The organism is Polynucleobacter sp. UB-Piko-W3 (assembly GCF_018881635.1).
Classification (GTDB): Bacteria; Pseudomonadota; Gammaproteobacteria; order Burkholderiales; family Burkholderiaceae; genus Polynucleobacter.
In genome coordinates this window covers 35,583-56,197 of sequence record NZ_JACVPY010000001.1, presented here as the reverse complement: position 1 = coordinate 56,197, position 20,615 = coordinate 35,583, and the positions used below count along the sequence as shown (strand labels likewise).

General features: G+C 41.2%; 13 protein-coding genes and 1 pseudogene. All 14 read right to left on the bottom strand.

Going from position 1 to position 20,615, the window contains the following annotated elements; translation table 11 throughout:
- A pseudogene (locus ICN31_RS00250) lies at window positions 1-5,501 on the bottom strand (hypothetical protein); the annotation flags it as partial.
- 187 nt (window positions 5,502-5,688) lie between these two features.
- On the bottom strand, window positions 5,689-5,985 hold the full coding sequence (locus ICN31_RS00245; protein ID WP_216257458.1) for a hypothetical protein: 297 nt from the start codon (window positions 5,983-5,985) through the stop codon (window positions 5,689-5,691).
- A gap of 31 nt (window positions 5,986-6,016) precedes the next feature.
- The gene (locus ICN31_RS00240; protein ID WP_216257456.1) at window positions 6,017-7,459 is read right to left on the bottom strand and encodes an HlyD family efflux transporter periplasmic adaptor subunit; all 1,443 of its coding nucleotides are present in this window, start codon (window positions 7,457-7,459) and stop codon (window positions 6,017-6,019) included.
- Entirely contained in the window at window positions 7,456-8,955 is a 1,500-nt protein-coding gene (locus tag ICN31_RS00235) for a hypothetical protein (protein ID WP_216257454.1), read from the bottom strand. The genes ICN31_RS00240 and ICN31_RS00235 overlap by 4 nt, the downstream gene beginning before the upstream one ends.
- Entirely contained in the window at window positions 8,948-10,354 is a 1,407-nt protein-coding gene (locus tag ICN31_RS00230) for a tetratricopeptide repeat protein (protein ID WP_216257452.1), read from the bottom strand. The genes ICN31_RS00235 and ICN31_RS00230 overlap by 8 nt, the downstream gene beginning before the upstream one ends.
- Window positions 10,355-10,359: 5 nt before the next feature.
- On the bottom strand, window positions 10,360-12,000 hold the full coding sequence (locus tag ICN31_RS00225; RefSeq protein ID WP_216257450.1) for a calcium-binding protein: 1,641 nt from the start codon (window positions 11,998-12,000) through the stop codon (window positions 10,360-10,362).
- Window positions 12,001-12,191: 191 nt separating this feature from the next.
- Window positions 12,192-13,223, bottom strand: a complete 1,032-nt coding sequence (locus tag ICN31_RS00220) for a hypothetical protein (RefSeq protein ID WP_216257449.1) — start codon at window positions 13,221-13,223, stop codon at window positions 12,192-12,194.
- Window positions 13,224-13,308: 85 nt separating this feature from the next.
- Window positions 13,309-14,433 carry a glycosyltransferase gene (locus ICN31_RS00215; RefSeq protein ID WP_216257448.1) on the bottom strand — a complete coding sequence of 375 codons (1,125 nt, stop codon included), beginning with the start codon at window positions 14,431-14,433 and terminating at the stop codon, window positions 13,309-13,311.
- A gap of 343 nt (window positions 14,434-14,776) precedes the next feature.
- Window positions 14,777-15,532, bottom strand: coding sequence for a glycosyltransferase family 2 protein (locus tag ICN31_RS00210; protein WP_255530847.1), 756 nt, complete (start codon window positions 15,530-15,532; stop codon window positions 14,777-14,779).
- 45 nt (window positions 15,533-15,577) lie between these two features.
- A complete protein-coding gene (locus tag ICN31_RS00205) occupies window positions 15,578-16,297 on the bottom strand; it encodes an FkbM family methyltransferase (protein ID WP_216257446.1) in 720 nt (239 codons plus the stop codon).
- Window positions 16,298-16,449: 152 nt separating this feature from the next.
- Window positions 16,450-17,610 carry a glycosyltransferase family 1 protein gene (locus ICN31_RS00200; protein WP_216257444.1) on the bottom strand — a complete coding sequence of 387 codons (1,161 nt, stop codon included), beginning with the start codon at window positions 17,608-17,610 and terminating at the stop codon, window positions 16,450-16,452.
- Window positions 17,611-17,617: 7 nt separating this feature from the next.
- The gene (locus tag ICN31_RS00195; RefSeq protein ID WP_216257442.1) at window positions 17,618-18,388 is read right to left on the bottom strand and encodes a class I SAM-dependent methyltransferase; all 771 of its coding nucleotides are present in this window, start codon (window positions 18,386-18,388) and stop codon (window positions 17,618-17,620) included.
- A 40-nt stretch (window positions 18,389-18,428) separates the two neighbouring features.
- Entirely contained in the window at window positions 18,429-19,352 is a 924-nt protein-coding gene (locus ICN31_RS00190; protein WP_216257440.1) for a glycosyltransferase family 2 protein, read from the bottom strand.
- The gene (locus ICN31_RS00185; protein WP_216257437.1) at window positions 19,336-20,520 is read right to left on the bottom strand and encodes a glycosyltransferase; all 1,185 of its coding nucleotides are present in this window, start codon (window positions 20,518-20,520) and stop codon (window positions 19,336-19,338) included. The genes ICN31_RS00190 and ICN31_RS00185 overlap by 17 nt, the downstream gene beginning before the upstream one ends.
- Window positions 20,521-20,615: the final 95 nt, after the last annotated feature.

The window sequence follows — 20,615 nt, the reverse complement described above, 5'->3', positions numbered from 1 at the left end:
TTGCGAATCACAGAATCGACCCCAAAGGTCATGGTGTAGGTATCGTTACCGCCATTACCGATTAAGGTGTCATCACCTAAACCACCATCTAAGGAGTCGTTGCCAGAGCCAGTGGTGAGGGTGTTGTTACCGGCGTTACCGGTTAAGGTGAGATTACCCGTGCCAGAGTAGCTCACATTTTCAATATTACTAATATAGCCAGTGCTTAAAGCAAGTGAAGCTGATGCATTCCAGTCATTAGCCAGCTGCAACGTATCTACGCCATCGCCACCATCAACTGTGCTGCCCAAGCTATGCAAAATAATGGTGTCATTACCTGCGCCACCGCGCAAGGTATCGGTACCAGATATGCCATCAATGGTGTCATTGCCTGCGCCACCAGTAATGATGTTATTGCCAGCATTACCGTATAAAGCGTTGTTTGTTCCAGATAAAGCGTTGGAGCTTAAATTCTCGATATTGGCATACTGAGCACTGCGCAAATCCAATGAACTCAGATTGGTGATAATAGTATCAATACCATTACCGGCATATTCTTGAATGATATCGCCAGTGTTATCGATAACGTAGGTATCGTTTCCGCGCCCACCTGTTAAGGTGTCAATACCTGTACCGCCATCTAAATAATCATTGCCGTAATAACCTTCTAAAGAGTCATTGCCGGAACCGCCAAAAAGAGTATCGCCAAACAATTCGCCTGCATTAGAGCGGGCCATCACACCTGTTGAAGTAGTTGTATCTAAGGTAACTGGATTGGAGCCACTCAAACCATTTCGTTGGTTATAAAGAGTTAAGTCTTCCTGAGTATCCAGTCGACTTGCAGCCAAGATATCATTGCCATCGCCGCCATAAATAGTACTACCAGAACCAAATCCTGCAAGATAATCTACGCCACTAGTACCGTATAAAACAGTTTGTGTAGAGCCGGCGCCTAGCGCAATATTGGCAGTTCCAAAACCATTGATTGTGATATTTTCAATTGTGTTATTGCCTGTGTAAGCAAGGCCATTCCACTCGTACTGGCCAGCAATAGTCACTTTGCCAAACCAAGCATCCTGACCAGCCAACGAATTGATTCCATCCCGAATACCAAGATAGAAATCTGCGCCATTGACACCACCACGGCGAACATTTAAATAGGCGTTTGAACTCGGTTGACCAACTGCATTCGGATTGCTAACTGTAACATTCAGTGTATCGATACCAGCACTATCAATAATGGCTTGCGAGGATAGATTACTGCCGGTATTAAAAAGCCCGGTAAATGCTGTTGAGTCTTGTATTCCATTGACGGTATATGAGGAGGCGTAGTTAACGGTATAAGTATCGTTTCCTGCGCCACCAATCAACACATTGTTGCCACTGCCACCAATCAGGGTGTCATTACCAGTGCCACTACGAAGAGTGTCATTACCGGCCATGCCCCACATCGTATCGCCCTGGTCGTTACCATATAAGTAATCATTGCCAGAAGTACCAACAAAAGTATTTTGTGACCCAGGAGTTGGCGGCTGAAATGTTGGAAGCCGACCGCTTTGAATGATGCTGGCCACATCATAATAAATTGATGCGCCAGAAGTCTGGTTAGTAAAGCCAATACTTTCTACATCATTTTTAATGGTAATGCGCTGACCACCATTTTTTGACATGACAACTTGATCTTGAGTGTAGGAGTACAAGACCCATTGCGTTGAATCACCAGTGAGCACCGCAGTATCTGAACCAGTGCCGCCGAATAAAGTATCATCACCGGATGAACTGGCGATGAGAGTATCGTTACCACCTCCGCCATACAAAGTATCCTGACCACCGCTGCCGCCATCAAGGATGTTGTTGGCATCATTACCTGTAATAGTGTCACTATAAGTAGTGCCAGCGATATTTTCAATTGCAATCAAGGTGGTATTTAAACCAGCGCCTGTTGCAGTTCCATTAGAGCCCGATAAATTTCCAAGTGTTACTTGAATGCCTGCAACTGCAGTAACACCTGAGAACGAAACTGTATCTGATCCATAACCACCATCTATGGTGTCGTTACCAGCACCAGAGAAGAATGTGTCATTGCCTCCATAGCCCCATATCGTATCGTTGCCGCTGCCGGTAAAGAAAGTATCGTTACCAATTAATCCTGCGAGATTAGATAAATTATCAGCTGGTGCTTTTCCGGCCGAGCCGTAAAAGTTTTCTGTACCAATAGTGAGCTGACCACCGTTATCACCAATCGCCCTACTTGTAAATTGATTAAGGCTTAAGAGATTGTCATTGATCGTATCTAGGTATGATCTCAGACCATTTGAATAGCTGCTTGCGTAAAGTGTCTGATTGGCAGCTGTAAAGAAGCCAGGAGTGAATGGACTGGTGCCAGGCTTAAACTCGACTTGTGCCTCAAACTGCTGCGCAATGGTAGTTGCACTAGATAAAGGTCCAGTAGCAGTTAGACCATCTAGGGCGGGGTCGCCAATACTTAAAGAGGGAAAATTAAACTGAAAAACTGCAGTTGAAGTTGATACAGAGTAAGAAACCAGTTTTACGCTGGAAGCAGTATTAACATCTCCGCCCAAGCTCTTAAAATAATGGGATGCGGAGTTCAGGTGGTCATCATTGGTATAAGACAACACACTAGCATTAACTACTACGCCACCATTTGTAGAAGTTAATGTGCCAGAAATAGTAAAAGCAGCTGCATCATTACCAGCCTCATCCTGAACAACGCCATCAATTTGATTGATACCAACAGTGCCGGCAGGAGGGGTGTAAGTAAGCGTAACAGTCTGACCGACACCGACTGGGCTTGCCAAATCAAGCTCATATCCATTCCAGGAGGATTCAATATTCAGAATTTGAACTTGATTACCATTTACAGTAGCAGTAAAGTTCGCGAGTAATTTTGAATCCACCACGCCTTGCCACTGATGCTGGGCAGTATTTCCAGGGTTATTACCATTAGAACTACCCGCACCATTCATGGCCAGGAATACGCTATTTTGCGCTACATATAGCGTGCTCGGTGCTGGCGGCAGGCTATCAAAGTACACCGTGCTAGATCCAGCCTGATTGCTTGCAGAAGCGCCATACCAGGTTGCAGCAGATAAATTATTTACCTGTGCGTTATTGCTGACATCAACAGTGTAAGAATATGCGGACTGATGTGGAGCGGTATTGGTATCAACCAGATTAATTTGCTGCAATATTTCGGTCATCTGATAACCGGTCAGGTTATTAACCAAATTACCAGCAGTATCAAAATGTCCAATCAACAGGTTGTAGTAACCAGAACTTCCATCAGCTACCACCTTAGCTTTTAAGCCAGTGATCTGTGAATTAGTTTGTGAAACCGGATCATAGTCGTAAACAGACGGAAGATTTATCCAATTTTGCGTTTGCTGTGCGCCAGTAGCGCTTAATGAAAAATAGGTCGGCTTAGTTGCTGCATCCACCCAAGGCGCAAAATCAAGCTGAGCAGTAGCATAGTTTCCATTAGATTTAATTCTTAAAAGACCCAGGTCAGCATTGGTGTCATGCACCGCAGGCACCTGATACCACTGAGTATGGGCACTACTACCTGTTCCTACTGTGACAGTAGTCCAATACCCATAATACAAAGGCTCACCAATTGCCTGCAACTGACTAGCTGGAGGCAGAATCGGAGTATTGCCGTCCGCTGTTAGAGTGATCCGATTGGTAGTCTGTGAAGGATAGAGTGGATCAGGCCAACGGTAATACTGTGAGGACCAACTGTGATCTGAATCGTTATAGTAAAAACCGTTTGGACCGCCACGAACTGAGGTTGACGAAGAGTTGTAATCGCTATTACCAGGCTGGAGCGCTAAATCAACATAAATCTGAGAGACGCTCGATGAGGAGGTAGCCTCAACAATACTGTAAGCACTTGCGCTTAACGCACCTCCAGAACCTTGCGTGCCATTGGTATTACCATCAGAGAAAGTCCAATCAAGTTGGATGTTTCCGGAAACAGATGATGAATTATTTGAATAAGCAATCGAACTCAGAACATTATTAACTTGGCTTTGAGTGGCTGAATTATTAAAGGTAATTACTAGTGATCCAGCGGAGTTATTGGTGACCGTACCAATATTGACGCCGTCCAAAGAAAGTGCACCAGCATTTAATGCTGATAGGTGTCCACCAAATGCAGAAAATACGTCTTGTGAATTTGCGCCACCATGTCTAGCTAAGGCAATGCTTGCGCCGCCGTAATTTCCTTGGGCCGCCAAACCAGCATCGCTAACAATAAGCCCAGATGGTGCAAGTGGGACTGGATTAGAAAGCGCCTTATAAGTGACATCACTAATTTGAGCATTAGCATCGATAGGAACAGCGCTGAAGGTAGTATCAAGCGTGCCATTTGATGTGAGTCGTATTACCTCAGAACCATAGCCACCATCACCAGAAACGATGATCTTGCCATCCGGCTGCAGAGCAATATCCCATGAACGATTAATGCCTACGTTATATGAAACGTTAGCAGTGCCACCGGCACCAAATCCACTATCAAGTGATCCATCAGTGTTCAATCGAACAAGTGTTACACCATTTGATATTCCACCAATCAAGATCTTGCCGTCAGGCTGAATATCTAAACTAGTAGCTTGAGCATAATTATTGTTCGCAAAAGGTATGCCCTTGATACCATCACCATCAAAACCAGTATCCAAACTACCGTCAGCATTAAAGCGAGCAATCGCAAATTGAGATGTGTAGGTTGAGCTGGAAGAGCTACTGACGGTACCGCTAATTAAAATCTTCCCGTCGGCTTGTTGTAATAATGCGGACGGATTAAAGTAACCACCGCTCAACAACGAAGAAATACGAGTGGCGGCTACTGTAGTGGAAGCAAAAGTAGCATCAAGAGTTCCATCTTGGTTATAGCGAGATAAGGCACCACTCCAATTGGCGGCCAAGATCTTGCCATCAGATTGCAAGCCACTAATTTTGACGTTAGCTGACAAAACTCCACTGCTTGCAAAAGCAGAGTCGACTGCACCATTTGAATTAAAGCGCGCAATCGTACCGTTGCTATTGGTAACTAATAACCGACCAACCGAATCAAATTGAACAGAGGAAATATCATTCCAAGTGGATCCAAGATTCTCTGTAAGAGTGCCTGCAGTAGCAAAGCTAGTATCTTTTGTGCCATCAAAATTGTATTTTGTGACGGACTGATAGCCAGCCAAAACAAACTTACCATTAGTCGCGTCAACCGCAATCCTTGGGAAATCTCCTGCATACGCTGTGGTTGGCATCGTCACCACGCCATTCGTACCAAAGCCATTAACTAAATTACCATTAACATCAAAAAGCGCGACACCTATTGGCGGATTGGTAGTGCTATTCGTGGATAACGCTGAGAGAATGTAGCCATTTGGCAGAACTGCCAAACTTGTTGCGTAGGAATAAACCCCTTGCCCACCAAACTGGATCCCAGTGATTCCATCCCCAATATTTAGAAAACTTGGGGCAGTATTTTGTGTTGTGGGCATAGACTCTTTTAGTTCAAAAAATGGCTAAAAATTTAGTGTAATTAGATACATGCACTTATTGTGCACAATTTTAGTATTTATTGAAAAAAAGTACTGACTAATTAAAATAATTAGAATTAATTTACATCAGAATGCGTCTAAAAAAAGAAAGTTAATTTTATAAGCTATTGACTTTATTGAGTATTATTTACTTTTTAGACTTCTTGTCCGTCTCCTCTGGAGGGGCAGATACCTGTGCAGCAGGATTATTCTTCTGGTTTTGCTCCTGGGCCTTCTGCAAATCAGCCACAAGACGGTTTAAGCCATCCCTTAGCTGCACTGCAGCATTAATAGGCATTGCCAAGCGGCCTGCCAATCGCGGATTCATTTTGTTTGCTTCTTTGGGATCTGGATACAAGGTTACCAAGTCAACCTTGAGTACCTGACCATTAAAGAAAATGGCTCCAATGCCATCAATATATACATCTGCGCCTTCTAAGCTCATGATTTTTCCTTTTTAAATCAATTGGTTAACATTAATTTGGCTCAGACAACACTGCCCGCCCGGTTCGATACATTGCACTGATCAAATAGGATAGCAGAGAGCGTCTTTGCCCCAACACATACACATCCACCGGAATTCCGGCAGTTAAAAAACCCTGTTTACGGCAAGATACATCGCATGGGAATGCCGCAATCGCCTCATACATCGGTGGCATATTGGGGTTTTCTTGAGCAACATCTGGCGTAATTGAAATAACCTTGCCATGAAATTCAGGAGAAAGACTTTGATTGTGGGTTTGCAATCGGATTACCGCTTCTTGCCCGACATAAATATTTGAATGATCAGCCGGCTTGTAGCTAGCAATCGCTACCAAATCTTCTCCAGTTGGCACAATCTCTAATAAAGGTTCACGCGGCGCCAACAAAATGCCGGGGCGCAACTTTTTCAAATTACTGACGTAACCAGTCTGTGGTGCAGTAATGCGCAAATTTTGACTAGAGCGATAGGTGTATTTCAGGGCTGCATACTGAGATTCAAATTCAGAAATGAGAGCGGCATAGTCTGAGCGATTCTTATCACCAAACTCAGAGCGAATATCAAGTATCTGTCTTTGCAAATCGAGTTGTTTGTTTTTACGATCAGAGAGCTCAATATTTTTACTCTCAAAGCTCTGTTTAGCATTAATGACTTGGTTTTCTTGATCCAGCAAAGCAGCTTCAGCGTAAAAATTTTGCTTTACCAATTCTTTTTTCTTAGTATAAATTTCACGTTGGATTTGCAAACGCCGCTCTTCATTGGAAACTGATTTTTCTAATCTTTGTACATCTTGGTTGGTGTGATTTAGTTGACCCTGAGCTAATGCAATTCGGGACTTATAGCTAGCCACAAAACCATCTGCCACTTTTTTCTCTTGCGCACAGTAGCGCTCAAGATACTGCTCGGGAATGAGATCTAGATTAGTAGGGGTTTGAAAGTCCGTGAGCTCCACAATCGCTTTATAACGCTCTAACTTACAAGCCTTTGCGGCAGCACTATTGAGCTGTGAGGTCAACTCTGACTTAATACGGGGCTCATCTAGTAATGCCAAAACATCGCCCTTATTTACCAGCTGCCCATCGGTAACATTCACCTCGAGAATGATGCCACCCTCCAGAGTCTCAACCGGTAATTTCTTTTGTACAAACCCTAGCTGACCTACCAAGTTCACAGAAGAGCTTAAAGGCACCAAGAGAACCGCCAAAAATAAACCCATCGTGACCAGATTGCGGTTTCTGCGAATCGCTAAAAAAGATTTGGATCCCTCGTTAAATTGCTTTAAAAAAATATTGCTTCTTGCAACCAGTCGCAACAGCTTTTTATGTCTTTTTGGGGTAATGAGATAGCGATTGACCAAAACATGAGCATGATGAAATAACTTCCCGATGACCGAGAATAGCCCAGAGAGAAAACGCCAAAAAGGCTGCTTTAACTTCAAGCGCCTGCTTCCTTCTTACGCAGTTGCATTTCACCTGAGTCATTAATGGTGAGCCAACAATCAGAGATATCCACTAACTGGCGATCATTTGATGCAATCACCATCGTAGCCCCCGCAGCTTTAGCTTCAGTTAAGGCCTGCACTACCAGATTGCGGGCTCTCGCATCCATTCCCATCATCGGGTCGTCAATTACTAAAAGCTGTCCCGTTGTTTCAGCGAGCACTTTTTTAATATCACTCAAGCGTACTGTGTAATAGGACTGCTGCTCACTAGGATCATAGAATTCAGCTTGATTCATATAACGAATCAAATCCCATGGCTGAGAATATTGTGTTTTCAAATCAATGCGACCCGTTTGCATTGGACGTAATCCCAAAATCGATTCGAGCAACAAAGTCTTTCCTTGCCCTACCCCAGCAGACACTACGCAAATTTGGCCAGCAGGAATCTCAAAAGACTCTGCTAGCTTTACTTTCAATTCACCTTGATGGATCTCTAGTGGCGCCACAAACTGGAGACTATCGACCTTCTTCTTAGGATCAATTGGCGCAGGCTCTTTATCTTCAACCGAATCGGCAATAACTATACCAGTACCTTTTTTAGCCCCCTTCTCGGTAGCAACAATCAAGGTTGATTTAGGTGGGTTAGCAGCGGCCAAGGTAAAGATTTTAAAAATGATTGAAATTTGGCGAATACGCTCTGCAGGCTGCAACAAGCGCTGAGAGAAAAATGAAATTGGCAGTAAAAAACCTGTTGGTAAGTTGTCAGCGATAATTAAAAATGCCGCTAATGAGAGCAGCAATAGTGAGGAAGAGTATCTAAAATTGCCCATTCTTGCAGCATCAGCAGCGCCCTCCCATGGCGAATAGGTCAGCTTTGGGCTTGCAAAATAAAAACGCATTCTGCGGGGCGATGATCCCATCCAGCGATAAAACCAACTTTGTCGTACGCCAGCAATACGGTCAGTCTGAACCCCTTTGGCTTGCTGAGCCATTCTGAATTGAAAGACATATCCATAGCACAGCAAGAAGATCAGAATAAGTAGAAATAATTTAAAGCTGATGAACAAGGTCAGTATCAATACCGCAATGGGGAAAAAGACCTGGAGTGCTGCGCCCGCTACTGCGACAAAATCACCCGAGCGCAAAGAAATAATGATCGACTGTAAAAGACGAATATGCGGCGTGAGTTCACGCCCACGTGCAAATAACAAAATACCCTCTTGCGGCGCCAAGACCTCTAACATGCGGCGACGAATCAACAGAAGCCCTGCAGTTCTTAAGCGATCATAGTTATTACTCAGGCGCAATGCGACTAAAGAAAAAACCAATAGCACTACTAATGAAGATAGGTTGCCTGAAGGCAGTATTTTGCTAAATAAATTGGAGGTAAAAAAGAATGGCAAAAGTAATAGGCCATCGGCAACGACTGCGGCAGTAATCGTGCGCGAGAGCAAAGGATTGCGCATAATTTTTACAATAGGTGAATCAGTCATGTTTTTTCTGCATCCCTAAAGAAATTAGCTCTGAGCCGGCATGATCGAAAACTGATCTCCAATCTCCTGGCGACTGCTGTCTAAACAAAGTCAAACTTGGATACCAGTCTGACTTAGCTCCATCCATACCCCAAAGCCAGTGTGGAGAGCTGTCTAACAATACCCAACAAGGGATGTTGAGCGCGCCACATAAATGGGCAGCGCTACTACAAGTCATAATCACTAAGTCAAGCTTTTGTAGTATTTGTGCGGTGTCATTAAAGTTCTGAATATGCGGTATTAATTCATTTGAAATCATCGGCAGCGGGAGTTTTTTCAAATCATCGCCACGTGGCCCCATTTGCAAAGAAAATAAGTTAACGCCTGGCAGTACAAAATTGTTAAAGAACCACTCGACTGGTGCAGAGCGATAGTTATTGCGCTTAAAAGTTAAACTCCCAGACCAAACAATGCCGACCTTGAGCGCTTTAGGATCATTTAAGCGCTGTTCTAAGCGGGGCTCATAGCGATGCTCAGTAATCAAAGGCTTTAAGTAAGCATCAAATGAAGGAATATCCTCGCCCGGAAAATATCGGGGGGCATCTAACAAGGAAGCAATCAATCCTGCTTTGCGCTCTATCTTTTGGTCTATAAATTCCACAAAAGTAATTTGTGGATAGGAATGCTCCATCAGTACACGTAACTCTGGTTTGACTTCGACAACCATCTTGGGTGCTTTTTTAAGCAGCATCGGCAGGTAGCGGGCGCATTGGATGTAATCGCCAAATCCCTGCTCGGCATACACAAATAAAATCTCATCCTTTAATTGTTGGCCGGCCCACTCAGCTCCAGACACCCTTTTAGGCGGAGCCTCTTCCATATCCCAACGATATTGATAGTTTTCAAAACCATTGCGGTAATCTTTGAGAGCCAATTGCGAGCGCGCCAGATCCCAGCGCAGCCCTTGTTTTTGGGGCTCGATACTTAAGGCGGTTTCTAAGGCTTCGATAGCTTTTTGATGCTGCCCTGCCATAGCTAATGCAATACCGTAGTTATGCCAAAGTTTGCCTTCGGGCTTTTGAGCCAGATCTAAAGCATGGCGGTGGGCAACAATGGATGCACCAGGATAGTTTGCGTCCTTTAGAGCATTGCCTAAATTGGACCAGGTACCGCCTTGTGTATTGTGGAGCTTGAGAGCCAAGTGATACATCTGAATAGCAGCCTCAGATTTTCCGGTGCTACGTAATGCCACACCAAAAGCATTGAGAAGCGCATGGCTAGATAACAAAACTTTTTTATCTATCGCACTTAATTCTTGAATCGCTTGAGTATGCTGCCCCTTACCAATGAGCTGCGCCACCTTTTGGTAGAGAGTTTGATTGTTTTGTGTTTCTGGCACTTGAAGACCTTGGGTTGTCATACAGTCTAGAAGTGATAAGTGTGATTAGGATCAATGATGCTGATATCAGCCAAGGTTGGCGCTTCATTGATGAGCAATACCGAGTCAAACATGGCATCGCCATTCCAGTCGACCTGCAAACTACCATCTACCAACAAGATCTCACCTGCAACTCCAGTAAAGCCAGTATTTGGTGCCATGGATAAGGTAATGCTTGGATCGCTATTGATTAGGCCAAGATGATCCTCTCCAGAGTGGAAGTCTGTAATTTCACCCATAAAGCTGTCTTGGCTATTAAGAATAAAGGTGTCAGCACCGATGCCGCCCGAGTAAATGTCGTCACCACCATTGCCAACTAAGGTGTCGGCTCCAGATCCACCACTTAAGTTATTTGCAGCACTATTGCCCACTAATAAATTATCTAGGTCATTGCCAATGATATTTAAATCCCCTGCGGCACTATCAGCCAAACCTACCTCGATATTATTAGCAAGTGCCACACTGGTAGAAGCCTTCACAATATCGCGGCCTTGATTGCTCTGCTCAACAATAGTTTCACTACCGCTATACATATAAACATCATCGCCGGCACCACCAATCAATAAATCAGCGCCTCCGCCACCATTGAGAATGTCCGCGCCGTAAGCGCCAACTAAAGTCTGCGCATCAACCGAGCCATTAATATGCCAACCTGAATCAATACCAGCAAGGTAGGGGCCACTCGTAGCAGCATGATCTAAATAAGACTGCGTATTTAAAGCAATGATGCGCTCAACACCACTAGTGCCCTGGTAATTATCTACGCCGATATAAGCTGTATCGTGAGAACCGCCGCCAGCTACTTCAATCATTTGGGTGGTACTTGCGTAGATTGCATACGTATCATTACCGGCGCCACCAATGAGAGTATCGCCACCAGCAGTCGAGCCAAATAAAGTATCTGCATAGGCGCTACCCTGAACTACGTCCCCACTACCATGGCTGGCATAGATATAACCATTAGGTTCTACCAAAAAGCCTGAACCAGCACCATAGCCATATTCTGAAGCGGATGAAGCGTAGTTAATCCCCGATGCAGCAGTGCCAGCCGCCTTAGCAATACCGCCTTGCGTATTACTCAGAATCGAATTAAATCCACTCGCGATATCGCCCTGTGATGAATCAACAACAGAGCCCCCACCCTCAGCCGCTGCATCTGCTTTTTTATTGGCATTGTGGTTTTCGAAAGCATCTGGACCCGCAGAGCCATCAGGCTGGCTGGGATCATAAAGACTATTGCTTTCTAATAAATAATCACCAACGTTAAATTCTTCTGCTGCAGCAATAAAAGTAGGCTGTGCAAAAAAGAAATTTTGAAAATCTAAAGTTGCGTTGGGATCAACCAAGCTATCAAAAATATTTTGATCTGCCCCTGGATACTGAAATGGACTTGGAATAGAACGAGAATTCCCACCCGCCATTGGTCCAGGCAAACCCATCGCATCATCAGGACTGGGCACACTCACAAACATCTGCGGGCTAATGACCTCATAGCCAGATAGTTGCATTCCGGATAATGCGCCGGCTACTGCCACTAAATTGGCATTGGCTGCAGATACACCTACGGCTGAGCTAGTAGTCTGAACTACTGCCCTGGCTGCATTTACTAGCGCATTAATCTGAGCCATACCGTAAACCCATCTTTGCAATTATTCCCATATCGGGCCAAATACCCCTTAAAACAAGGTAGTAGCGGACCCCTAAGGAGGTTAGTGCTTAATTTTAAAGGGATTTTTGCTATTTTCAGAAGCAATTAAGACATTTTTAGGGCTAAAAAGGGCTTTTTAGTTCGTTTCGCAAAAAATATGAGAAGAAAAAACTACCTACCTGCCCTTTTTTGCAATTCCAGCAATTCTCGGATCGCCGACGATAAACGGCGCTCAAAAGTAGTCTGATAACGCATCAATAAGCTCAATTCAGATGCAGGCAAGGTGATGGAGCGCGCCATCAAAGCTTTTAATTCAAAAAATTGAGTGGCTACTTTTTCGGCTTCTTTCATATGTCTTAATAGATTTTCAAAAACCCGAAAATAGGCATTGAGCGTTTTAGTCGATAAAAAATCAGGTGTACCTTGTCGAATGAATTTTTGAGTCAGGTCTTTTTCTGGCAAACCATACCGCATGCGAGATTCTTTCTGATACCCCTCAATCTCTTTATCAAACCCCGTATTCTCATACTTATTAAATAGGGCCTCATACTTCACGCCAATATTTTGGTAATAGATAAATTGCTCGAGTTTGCCATCCAGATTTTCATCTAGATTCAAATACTGATCAACTCTTTGCGCAATTGCAGAAAATTTTTCTGGTAATTGCTTCTCATCATTTAAACCAGTTACAGAATATGAATTCAGGTTTTGAATCAATAAGGGGAAAGTCTTTTTAAACTGCTGGACACCAGTAATTACGCCACTGAACATATGAGTTTCAGCAACAATGGGAGCAAGTATCGGAATAGTGAGCCCGTAAGGAGAAACTATCCTCCCCTCTTGAATCATCTCTAAAGCCATAAGCTTGGTCACGCCAACCGCACCAGATATTTTTTCTAATATTTTTTCAGGATGCAAATCAAGCTCTTTATGGGCTAGCGCAAGCTTTACTTGCTCTACTGCATACAAATGAGATAACTTGGCTTTGCAAATAGCAATACGATCGATTTGTAAAAGCTCCAATGGGGACTGTGGTTTGTAGTAGTCCACCAGCTCTTTAGTCAAAGATGTGATGAATTGAACCTCATTCTCACTGCTAGGGGTGCTCGAAGTTAAACCATGTTTAAAGGAATTTTGCGCGGAGCGAACTTTTCCCTCTTGAGTTTTAGGACCGCCAATACCAGCCCGGCTCTTTATAGCCATGCCATCTCCAGATCTCTAGGAATTAGCCACTATAGTAAAGAACAAGATTGGTACTTTCAAACAAAATGCAAAAAAGTACAGCACCTTAGTCATTCTGATTTAAATTGTCAGAAGGATGATTTCTAAGTATAAGAAGATCAGAGACTCGAAAAAGAACAATAGATCTATAAAACCAAATATAAGTTATAGCAAAAAGGAAGAAGCATAATTTTAGAAGAATATGATTGCGCCAAAATAAAATGGCTGGGATAACCGCCAATAGACTAAGTAGCCATAGATACGGGGAGGTAAGTGAATTTCGCTGTATTTTTAATGAGGGATGCTTAGATTCAATGAACCACCTTACAAGCCGCCTATAAATTAACTGATGTAGGTGAGTAGCATCAGGCATACCAGGATGCTTTCCTTTTAAAATAAGACGCCGATAAATGCTGAAAAGAGTTTCAAAAATAGGGTAAGCACACAAAAGAAGTGGAAACCATTTTGAAACCTCAGGATGACGTGCAGTTAATAAAACAGAGAGCTCTGCAATCCAAAAGCCAATTAGATAAGCACCACCATCACCCAAAAAAATTCGACCATAAGGATAATTCCATATAAAAAATCCTAGCAATGCCCCAATCATTGCTAGAGCGGATATCATTATTGGATAATCGCCAACTTTAAAAGCAACAAAGGTTATACCGGATAGGATAATTACGGCAACCATAGAGGATAAGCCATTGTATCCATCAATAATATTGAATGCATTAGCAACTCCAGCAACTGCAATGCAAGTCATAATAATTGCTAAAACAGGATAAGCAAGCATCAGATTATCAACTCCAAAAATCTGTAGGCTACTTAACCAGGCATTCAAAAAAAAGCCAGTCAGCAATGCAGATACAACGGTAGCTGTTAACCGAAGACGTATCCCAACGCTCTTAGTTAAATCCTCTATTAAGCCAAATATAAATGCTGGCAAAGAACAACCAAGTAGAACTAACCCATAAGAGCCAAAAGCCGTTTTTTGAAAGTAAAAATAATAGAGAGATATGGAGACACCCAAGAAAACAGCAAGGCCCCCAATTCGGGGAACGGGAATTGCATGAAATTTTTGCACTCCGGATAAATCAGAATCAGCTGTAAATCGAGCATGAAGATGCTTAGAGCGCAGAATTAATAGCGAAATTAATAAAGATGAGAGAAAGCTAATAATTAGAATGGTCATAATGCTATATTACGCGTAGAAATTGACTTTTACATTTGCAGATAGAAAAGATCATTAAGGGTCAAAACTACCTACAATGGAGAACTTGATTTAAAACATACCGTCAAAAGAGTCTAATTTGATGGTATGCCAAAAACCCTAGATACTAAAAAGGCTGCGGTTTTAGGGCCCATAACTTTTTTACCTTTAAGGGGCCGCTATCATGACCATTAATGTCGCAGTAAGTAATTTACTCGAAATATTTTGGTGATAAGGCTTTTGGCCTGCATTTAAATATACTTTTTTATAAAAGCTAAATTAACAAACTATTAAATTTATGGTGTGGATATGATGCAAATAATCCTTATTTTTTTATAAGCTCCATTAGTTTAAGTGAGTACCTAAGGAGTAGCTTAAGGTAGTTTGACGGAATATTATTGCTATAGCATGCTTTTAATATCTCTTTATTTAAAATAACTGCACTCGAAAACCCGCTAGTACTAACACCACCCAATTGCATCCGCACTAAAATTTTCGGCAGATAGTAATATTTCAAGACGTCATTCTTAAAAATCCTCGCTACAAATTCAAAGTCCCCGGCAATCTTATATGCGCTGGAGAAAAGCCCATAATTTTCGTAAACGGATCGCCTCAAAAAAAGTGTTGGATGCGCCGGCATAAGCCCAAACTGCAAACGATTTGGCGAAAAATATTTGGAGCGATAAAGTCGATACACATGATTTGGTCTCTCCGCCGAGAAGTACTCTAAATCAGCATACAAGGCATCAATATCGCGAATTTGGAAAAGAGCGGCAACCTCAGATAAAACATGGCAACTAGAATATGAATCATCTGCATTTAAGATTCCAATAATTTCCCCTGTAGCACGCATTATGCCTTTATTCATTGCATCGTATATGCCATCATCTGGCTCAGAGATCACTACATTTATTCTGGAGCCATAGGAATTTATAATGCTTAAGGTGCAGTCAGTTGAAGCGCCGTCGACAACGATATACTCAACTGATGGATAATCTTGAGAGAGCACAGATTCAATTGAGCGGGAGATCGTACTCGCCCCATTGCGCACCACCGTAATTATACTAACTTTCATTAACATCTTGATCGCCTTAAGACAGGGATACGCACTCGGAGTACCTCAAATTTATCTAAAAAAAACTCCATCTACTTGCATTGTTCTACCTGTTTCATGATCTATAAAAGCTGGCTCCATACTCCAAAAATTAAAGGAAAGGTTACTCAAAAAGTCAATAAAATCATGCCATAAACGCTGTCCTTCATATAGCTCCAAAAAGGAAAGTTCGAGCTGGATACCTTTGATTACAGGCAAAATTTGGGATGCGCCATTCAGCACCTCCCACTCAAGACCTTGAGTATCAATTTTTAAAAAAATACCTTTGTGGCCCCGAATCAAATCTCCTAGAAGATCATCGAGGGTAAACATTGGGACAAACTCCTTACCAATATATATAGACTCTGGAGCTGAATCCAGATGGGCAGACATCATTGGTAATATCGAACTACTCACTGAATTTTTTGAAATGTTTATTTCAATCTCACCATTTATTGCGCCTAATGCACATCGAGGCAAAACATCCCAATTTGGATCATTTCTCGAGGCCACGAGAAGTTGCTCATGGGCTGACTTCAAGGGTTCAATTGATATAATCTTTCCCCGGTAGCCGCCAAACCTTAATCGTTGTGCGTATTGGCCAGCATTAGCCCCAACATCTATTACCAAGTCAATTTGAGCAATTTTAAATGACTGCATTAGCATCTTGAGGGACAATTCGGTAGGTTCGGTAGAAAGTCTAGATAACTTGAACCCAAATAAATTAAAAAATTTTTGAACAATTTTTTTCATATGTATTTTTTCATAAAAGAGGCAAATTTTGATCCCGATATAGGCGAATGATTTGCTAAAATAAAAATTGAAAGTACTACGGTCAGTTATCGCTTATATGCAATACGCTTTCATAAGCATTATTGACTATACTTATTGGAGCACCAAAATCGTCAATCTTTTAATAGATTAGCGTATACATTCTCAGTCTCCGTCGCACACTTTTCCCAAGAAAAGTGCTTTAATCGCTGTCTACCCCTTTTGATTAACTCTTCCCTAAAGCCTGGCTCAATTAGGATTTTTTCAATTGCACTAGTTATTTCCTCTACATTCTCCGGGTCAAAGTACGAAGCCGCATTGCCTACAACTTCAGGAATTGAGCTTGCTTGACTGCAAGCCACTGGGCAATCGTGAGACATGGCCTCAAGCGGAGGTAACCCAAATCCTTCATACCTTGAAGGATACACAAATACAGAGGCGTTTTTATAATAACTCCCCAACAAGAGATCATCTCCAGAAATATGCTTCACTTTAGAATCCATATCACTCAGAAGACCATACTGATTTAGAATTTTACGTTCTTCAAAATCAAACTCCCCTCCTCCAAAACAAATTATCCCGTAATTGTCCTTTAAAAAAGAGGAGCGAATATAGCCATTTAAAAAATTAATGAAATTCTTGTACCCCCTCCTTGAACCGACATAAAGTAGATAGGGTCTAGTACCAAGTCTTAGAACTTCATTGCTGAAAACTCTCAAAGAATTTGTTGATGGCGCTAGATATACTACCGAAATCTTTTCCTCGGGAATCCCAAAAAATTTCATTAGATCATTTTTTGTAGCCTTTGAAATACATATTATGTGATCAGCCCTATTAACGGCGATTCTCTTAAAGGAAGAAGTTAAGTCATGATCACCAAATAGCTCAGGAAATATCTCATGAATCATGTCATAAATTGTAAGCACTCTAATTGCACTTGAAAAACCAATCCCAAATGGTAAATAGTACGTCTCGTGAATAATTTTTGGCCGACTCACAGAAAGGTAGACGTAGCTTAGGAAGATGCCTATTAACCTTTCAAAGTTAATAAAATATCGCCTGTTTATACCAAAAAATTTTAGCGGGAGTCGTTGACAAATGGATGGAAAGAAAAATCCCTCCGTAATAATGTTTTTAACGTATTTATTAATGAAAAATGGGGCAACTAAAATTGCAGAAAATGACTTTTTTTTATTTAATTCGCCTATTAACTCATAGTAGTATCTCGACACTCCTCCGTATGTTTGCGCACTAAATATTTGAGAATCAAATGCTACCTTTATTTTTGAATACATTTTCTTCTCATGGGCTTGATTTATTCAAAATTTGCAAATGATCGTTAATAGTCTTCGAACCCAACCTGGAAGCAATATAAATTGTAAAAATCCTACAAAAAATATCATGTGTTATGAAAGGCAAAAAGCGAATGTTAACTCTTTCTTTTGAGAGGAGATGGATACCATTGGCGGTATAAAAATGCAAACCAAGATTTGATGCAATTTTGTCAAAGGTTTTTTTCTGGTAAAAGCTTATGTGTTGCCCAGTATTAAAAACATAATACCACCACGTATTAGGGTCTGGAGGAGGCCCATCATAAAGCTGGGTAGAAAAAATCAGTGCAGTGCAATTAGTCTCCTTAAATATGTCCGCAATGAAAGTCATTGGATCCTCAATGTGTTCCATAACTTCCATCGCTGTAACTGCATTACAAGGCCCATGCGTAGATTTTTCATACTCAAATCCAGAGGATAAAATATTTTTACAATACCTGTCCCTCCAAAAAAAATTGAACCCTATATCCCTCATTAATCGCACTAGTAACCCATAACCTCCAGCAAAGTCTAAGAAAACTGCCTTAGATCGAAAATTTAAAAGAAAATAAAGAATGCATGCAACCTTACGAGATATTAAAAAATTTCTCATAACTAGACCGGTATCGGCATCTGCAATTGCATTATCGTATGCCTCCACTAACCAAGTAGGATTTGGGGTGCGTAAAAATCCACAACCCTCACAAACCTCAAATTTCGCATTAAATTTTCTCAACAACTTGGCCTCAAAGGCTAAGCGCATTACTTTGTTGCAAATTGGACAGCTCACCTTTAAGATTTCCTTAAAATAAATTTTTTACAAAATATAAATATTTTTTGAGGCTCCGAGCTACCTTAAAAAATAATCCCTGATTGGCTCCATGAAGATCATTAGATCCCAAAATCTGGAACATGCCAACTGGGTGAGTTATAGGAAATTCCATCTCATAAGAATCAAGATTTGCCTCGTTTGTTATTTTTTTTGTATGTGTTGCATCAGAACCAAATCCGATATTTTTTACCAAATTAACTTCTGGGATAACATTGAGCCTTCCTTCGATTAAATTTAAAAAGGCGTACTGATAATCCCATGTATTCAATAATCCACTATGGGTTAAATCAAAGGCCTCTTTCAAGGGGCTAAGAGAAGAAAGTCCCCCCGTTAAACTCTCAAACAATCCCTGCTCTTTTATGGCTTGCCAGCTTTTCATTTCAACATCATATTTTGATACCCACCTATCTGCCCATGACGCCCAACCCCAGATATGCGTATTCTTTGAAAAATAGTAGCTAGCATTTGTAACTTTAACGCCCATATTAAAGTTATCTCCACTTATCATCCCTACCCTTTGGTCAAGCCTATATTTACTCAACATCTCCTCACAAAAACGAAAAAATGAAAGTGCAGGTAAGCAATCATCCTCAAGAAATATTGCCTCACTTACCTCAGAAAAAACCCAGTCTATTCCAGTGGACATTCTGGCCTTGCAGCCCATATTAACGTCAGAGTAATTACTTAAAACCTCACAATTCCAATCTACAGCGTCGACCACTTCTCTTGTTTTGGAGCACCTCAAGTCCTCCCCCAGTACATTTAGCCTTGGGCCATCTGCCACAATTAGTAATTTTTTGGGCCTAATTTTTCTAATCTCATTAAAGACTAGTGCCGTAGTTTCTGGCCTATTAAATATAAAAAAGGCAATTGGGGTTTCAAATTCGGTCTTCATAGTCCCCTTTTTTTGTTGCACTAGTAGCGCGACAGGCTTCAGATTTACCTAAAAAATCTAAAATAGCAAGCTCCATTGAGTCAATATTATGATCTAGTAGATATTTCTCAAAGTGATTTGCGGGGATCTCCCCTTCTCGTAAGCGCAGTAAACCCTCAACAATTTGCTCTTCTGAGTCGCTATCAACAGAAAATCCAATACGATATTTTTCCACAACTTTATTCATTATGCCGTTATTGCAAACTAATATTGGCTTTTTGAAACATGAAGCTTTTGAAATCATATTGCTGCTCCCAAAAAAATTTTTATAAACAGCAAAAATATAATCGGAGCAATTGATCAACTCGTTAAATAATTTTTCATCTTTGATATAGCGATTATAGATAAATAGATTATCAATTGGTTTATCAAGACTTTCCATATACATCTTTAGCTCATTCTCACTTAATGATGCAGCGTGAACCTCACCGACCATCAAAAAGAACCATTCATCCTTAGGTAAGCTCTTAATAGCAAAATACCACGCAGATAAATTTTTTTGAGGTCCGATCGACCCTCCTAAAAATAAAATTTTTCTGCGTTTCGCTTTTGATAGGATCTTCAGAACTAAATCTGGCCTTTCATTGAATAAGCTATGATTAGTTATGTCAGGTAGCAAGCCAAATATTTTATTGGGAAAAATTTCGCTAAGATTATTTCTAATAACGCTATCAAGGAGAAATATGCCCTTTAAATTTTTAGATTCATAAAGAATTTTATCTCTAGTAAAATTTGGGAAGAAACTTATACCAGCCCATTGAATTCCAACTGATTCTAGGGACTTTATACTTTTAGCGTTGTAGGAATACATATCCAAAAACATATTAATTGCTATTTTTGGCCTCAACGAATTATCTTTAACTATCTTCTTAATTGATGATGTAAAGTCCTTAAACTCTTTATCCTTTAAAAAAAAATTAATAAGTTTCTTTATTTTACTTATCCAAGCAGGCACTCCTTCAGATAGCTTAACTTCTACATCATTATTTACAGACAAATTAAAAGATTCGTCTCTTAAGATATCCGGAGATAGGTATCTCTTATATATAGTTTTAAGCTTGTTTTTTAGGCTTACTATTGGGTAAACTTTCAGGCTTTCCCCTAAGGAGTTTTCCTCACTCTTAAACATTGCGACTAGGCTAGTTACATCCTCAGTTACCGCGAAAACTTCGTAACCATTTTTTAGGAGTATTTTTATAAAAAAGTAATTCCACGAATCAAGGT

Excerpts from the sequence above, each read along its gene's own strand:
- ICN31_RS00220 (WP_216257449.1), bottom strand. The coding sequence starts at position 13,223 with ATGGCTATAAAGAGCCGGGCTGGTATTGGCGGTCCTAAAACTCAAGAG.
- ICN31_RS00245 (WP_216257458.1), bottom strand. The coding sequence starts at position 5,985 with ATGAGCTTAGAAGGCGCAGATGTATATATTGATGGCATTGGAGCCATT.
- ICN31_RS00230 (WP_216257452.1), bottom strand. The coding sequence starts at position 10,354 with ATGACAACCCAAGGTCTTCAAGTGCCAGAAACACAAAACAATCAAACT.
- ICN31_RS00235 (WP_216257454.1), bottom strand. The coding sequence starts at position 8,955 with ATGACTGATTCACCTATTGTAAAAATTATGCGCAATCCTTTGCTCTCG.
- ICN31_RS00205 (WP_216257446.1), bottom strand. The coding sequence starts at position 16,297 with ATGAAAAAAATTGTTCAAAAATTTTTTAATTTATTTGGGTTCAAGTTA.
- ICN31_RS00190 (WP_216257440.1), bottom strand. The coding sequence starts at position 19,352 with ATGAAGACCGAATTTGAAACCCCAATTGCCTTTTTTATATTTAATAGG.
- ICN31_RS00200 (WP_216257444.1), bottom strand. The coding sequence starts at position 17,610 with ATGTATTCAAAAATAAAGGTAGCATTTGATTCTCAAATATTTAGTGCG.
- ICN31_RS00210 (WP_255530847.1), bottom strand. The coding sequence starts at position 15,532 with ATGTTAATGAAAGTTAGTATAATTACGGTGGTGCGCAATGGGGCGAGT.
- ICN31_RS00195 (WP_216257442.1), bottom strand. The coding sequence starts at position 18,388 with ATGCGCTTAGCCTTTGAGGCCAAGTTGTTGAGAAAATTTAATGCGAAA.
- ICN31_RS00225 (WP_216257450.1), bottom strand. The coding sequence starts at position 12,000 with ATGGCTCAGATTAATGCGCTAGTAAATGCAGCCAGGGCAGTAGTTCAG.
- ICN31_RS00185 (WP_216257437.1), bottom strand. The coding sequence starts at position 20,520 with ATGTTTAAGAGTGAGGAAAACTCCTTAGGGGAAAGCCTGAAAGTTTAC.
- ICN31_RS00215 (WP_216257448.1), bottom strand. The coding sequence starts at position 14,433 with ATGACCATTCTAATTATTAGCTTTCTCTCATCTTTATTAATTTCGCTA.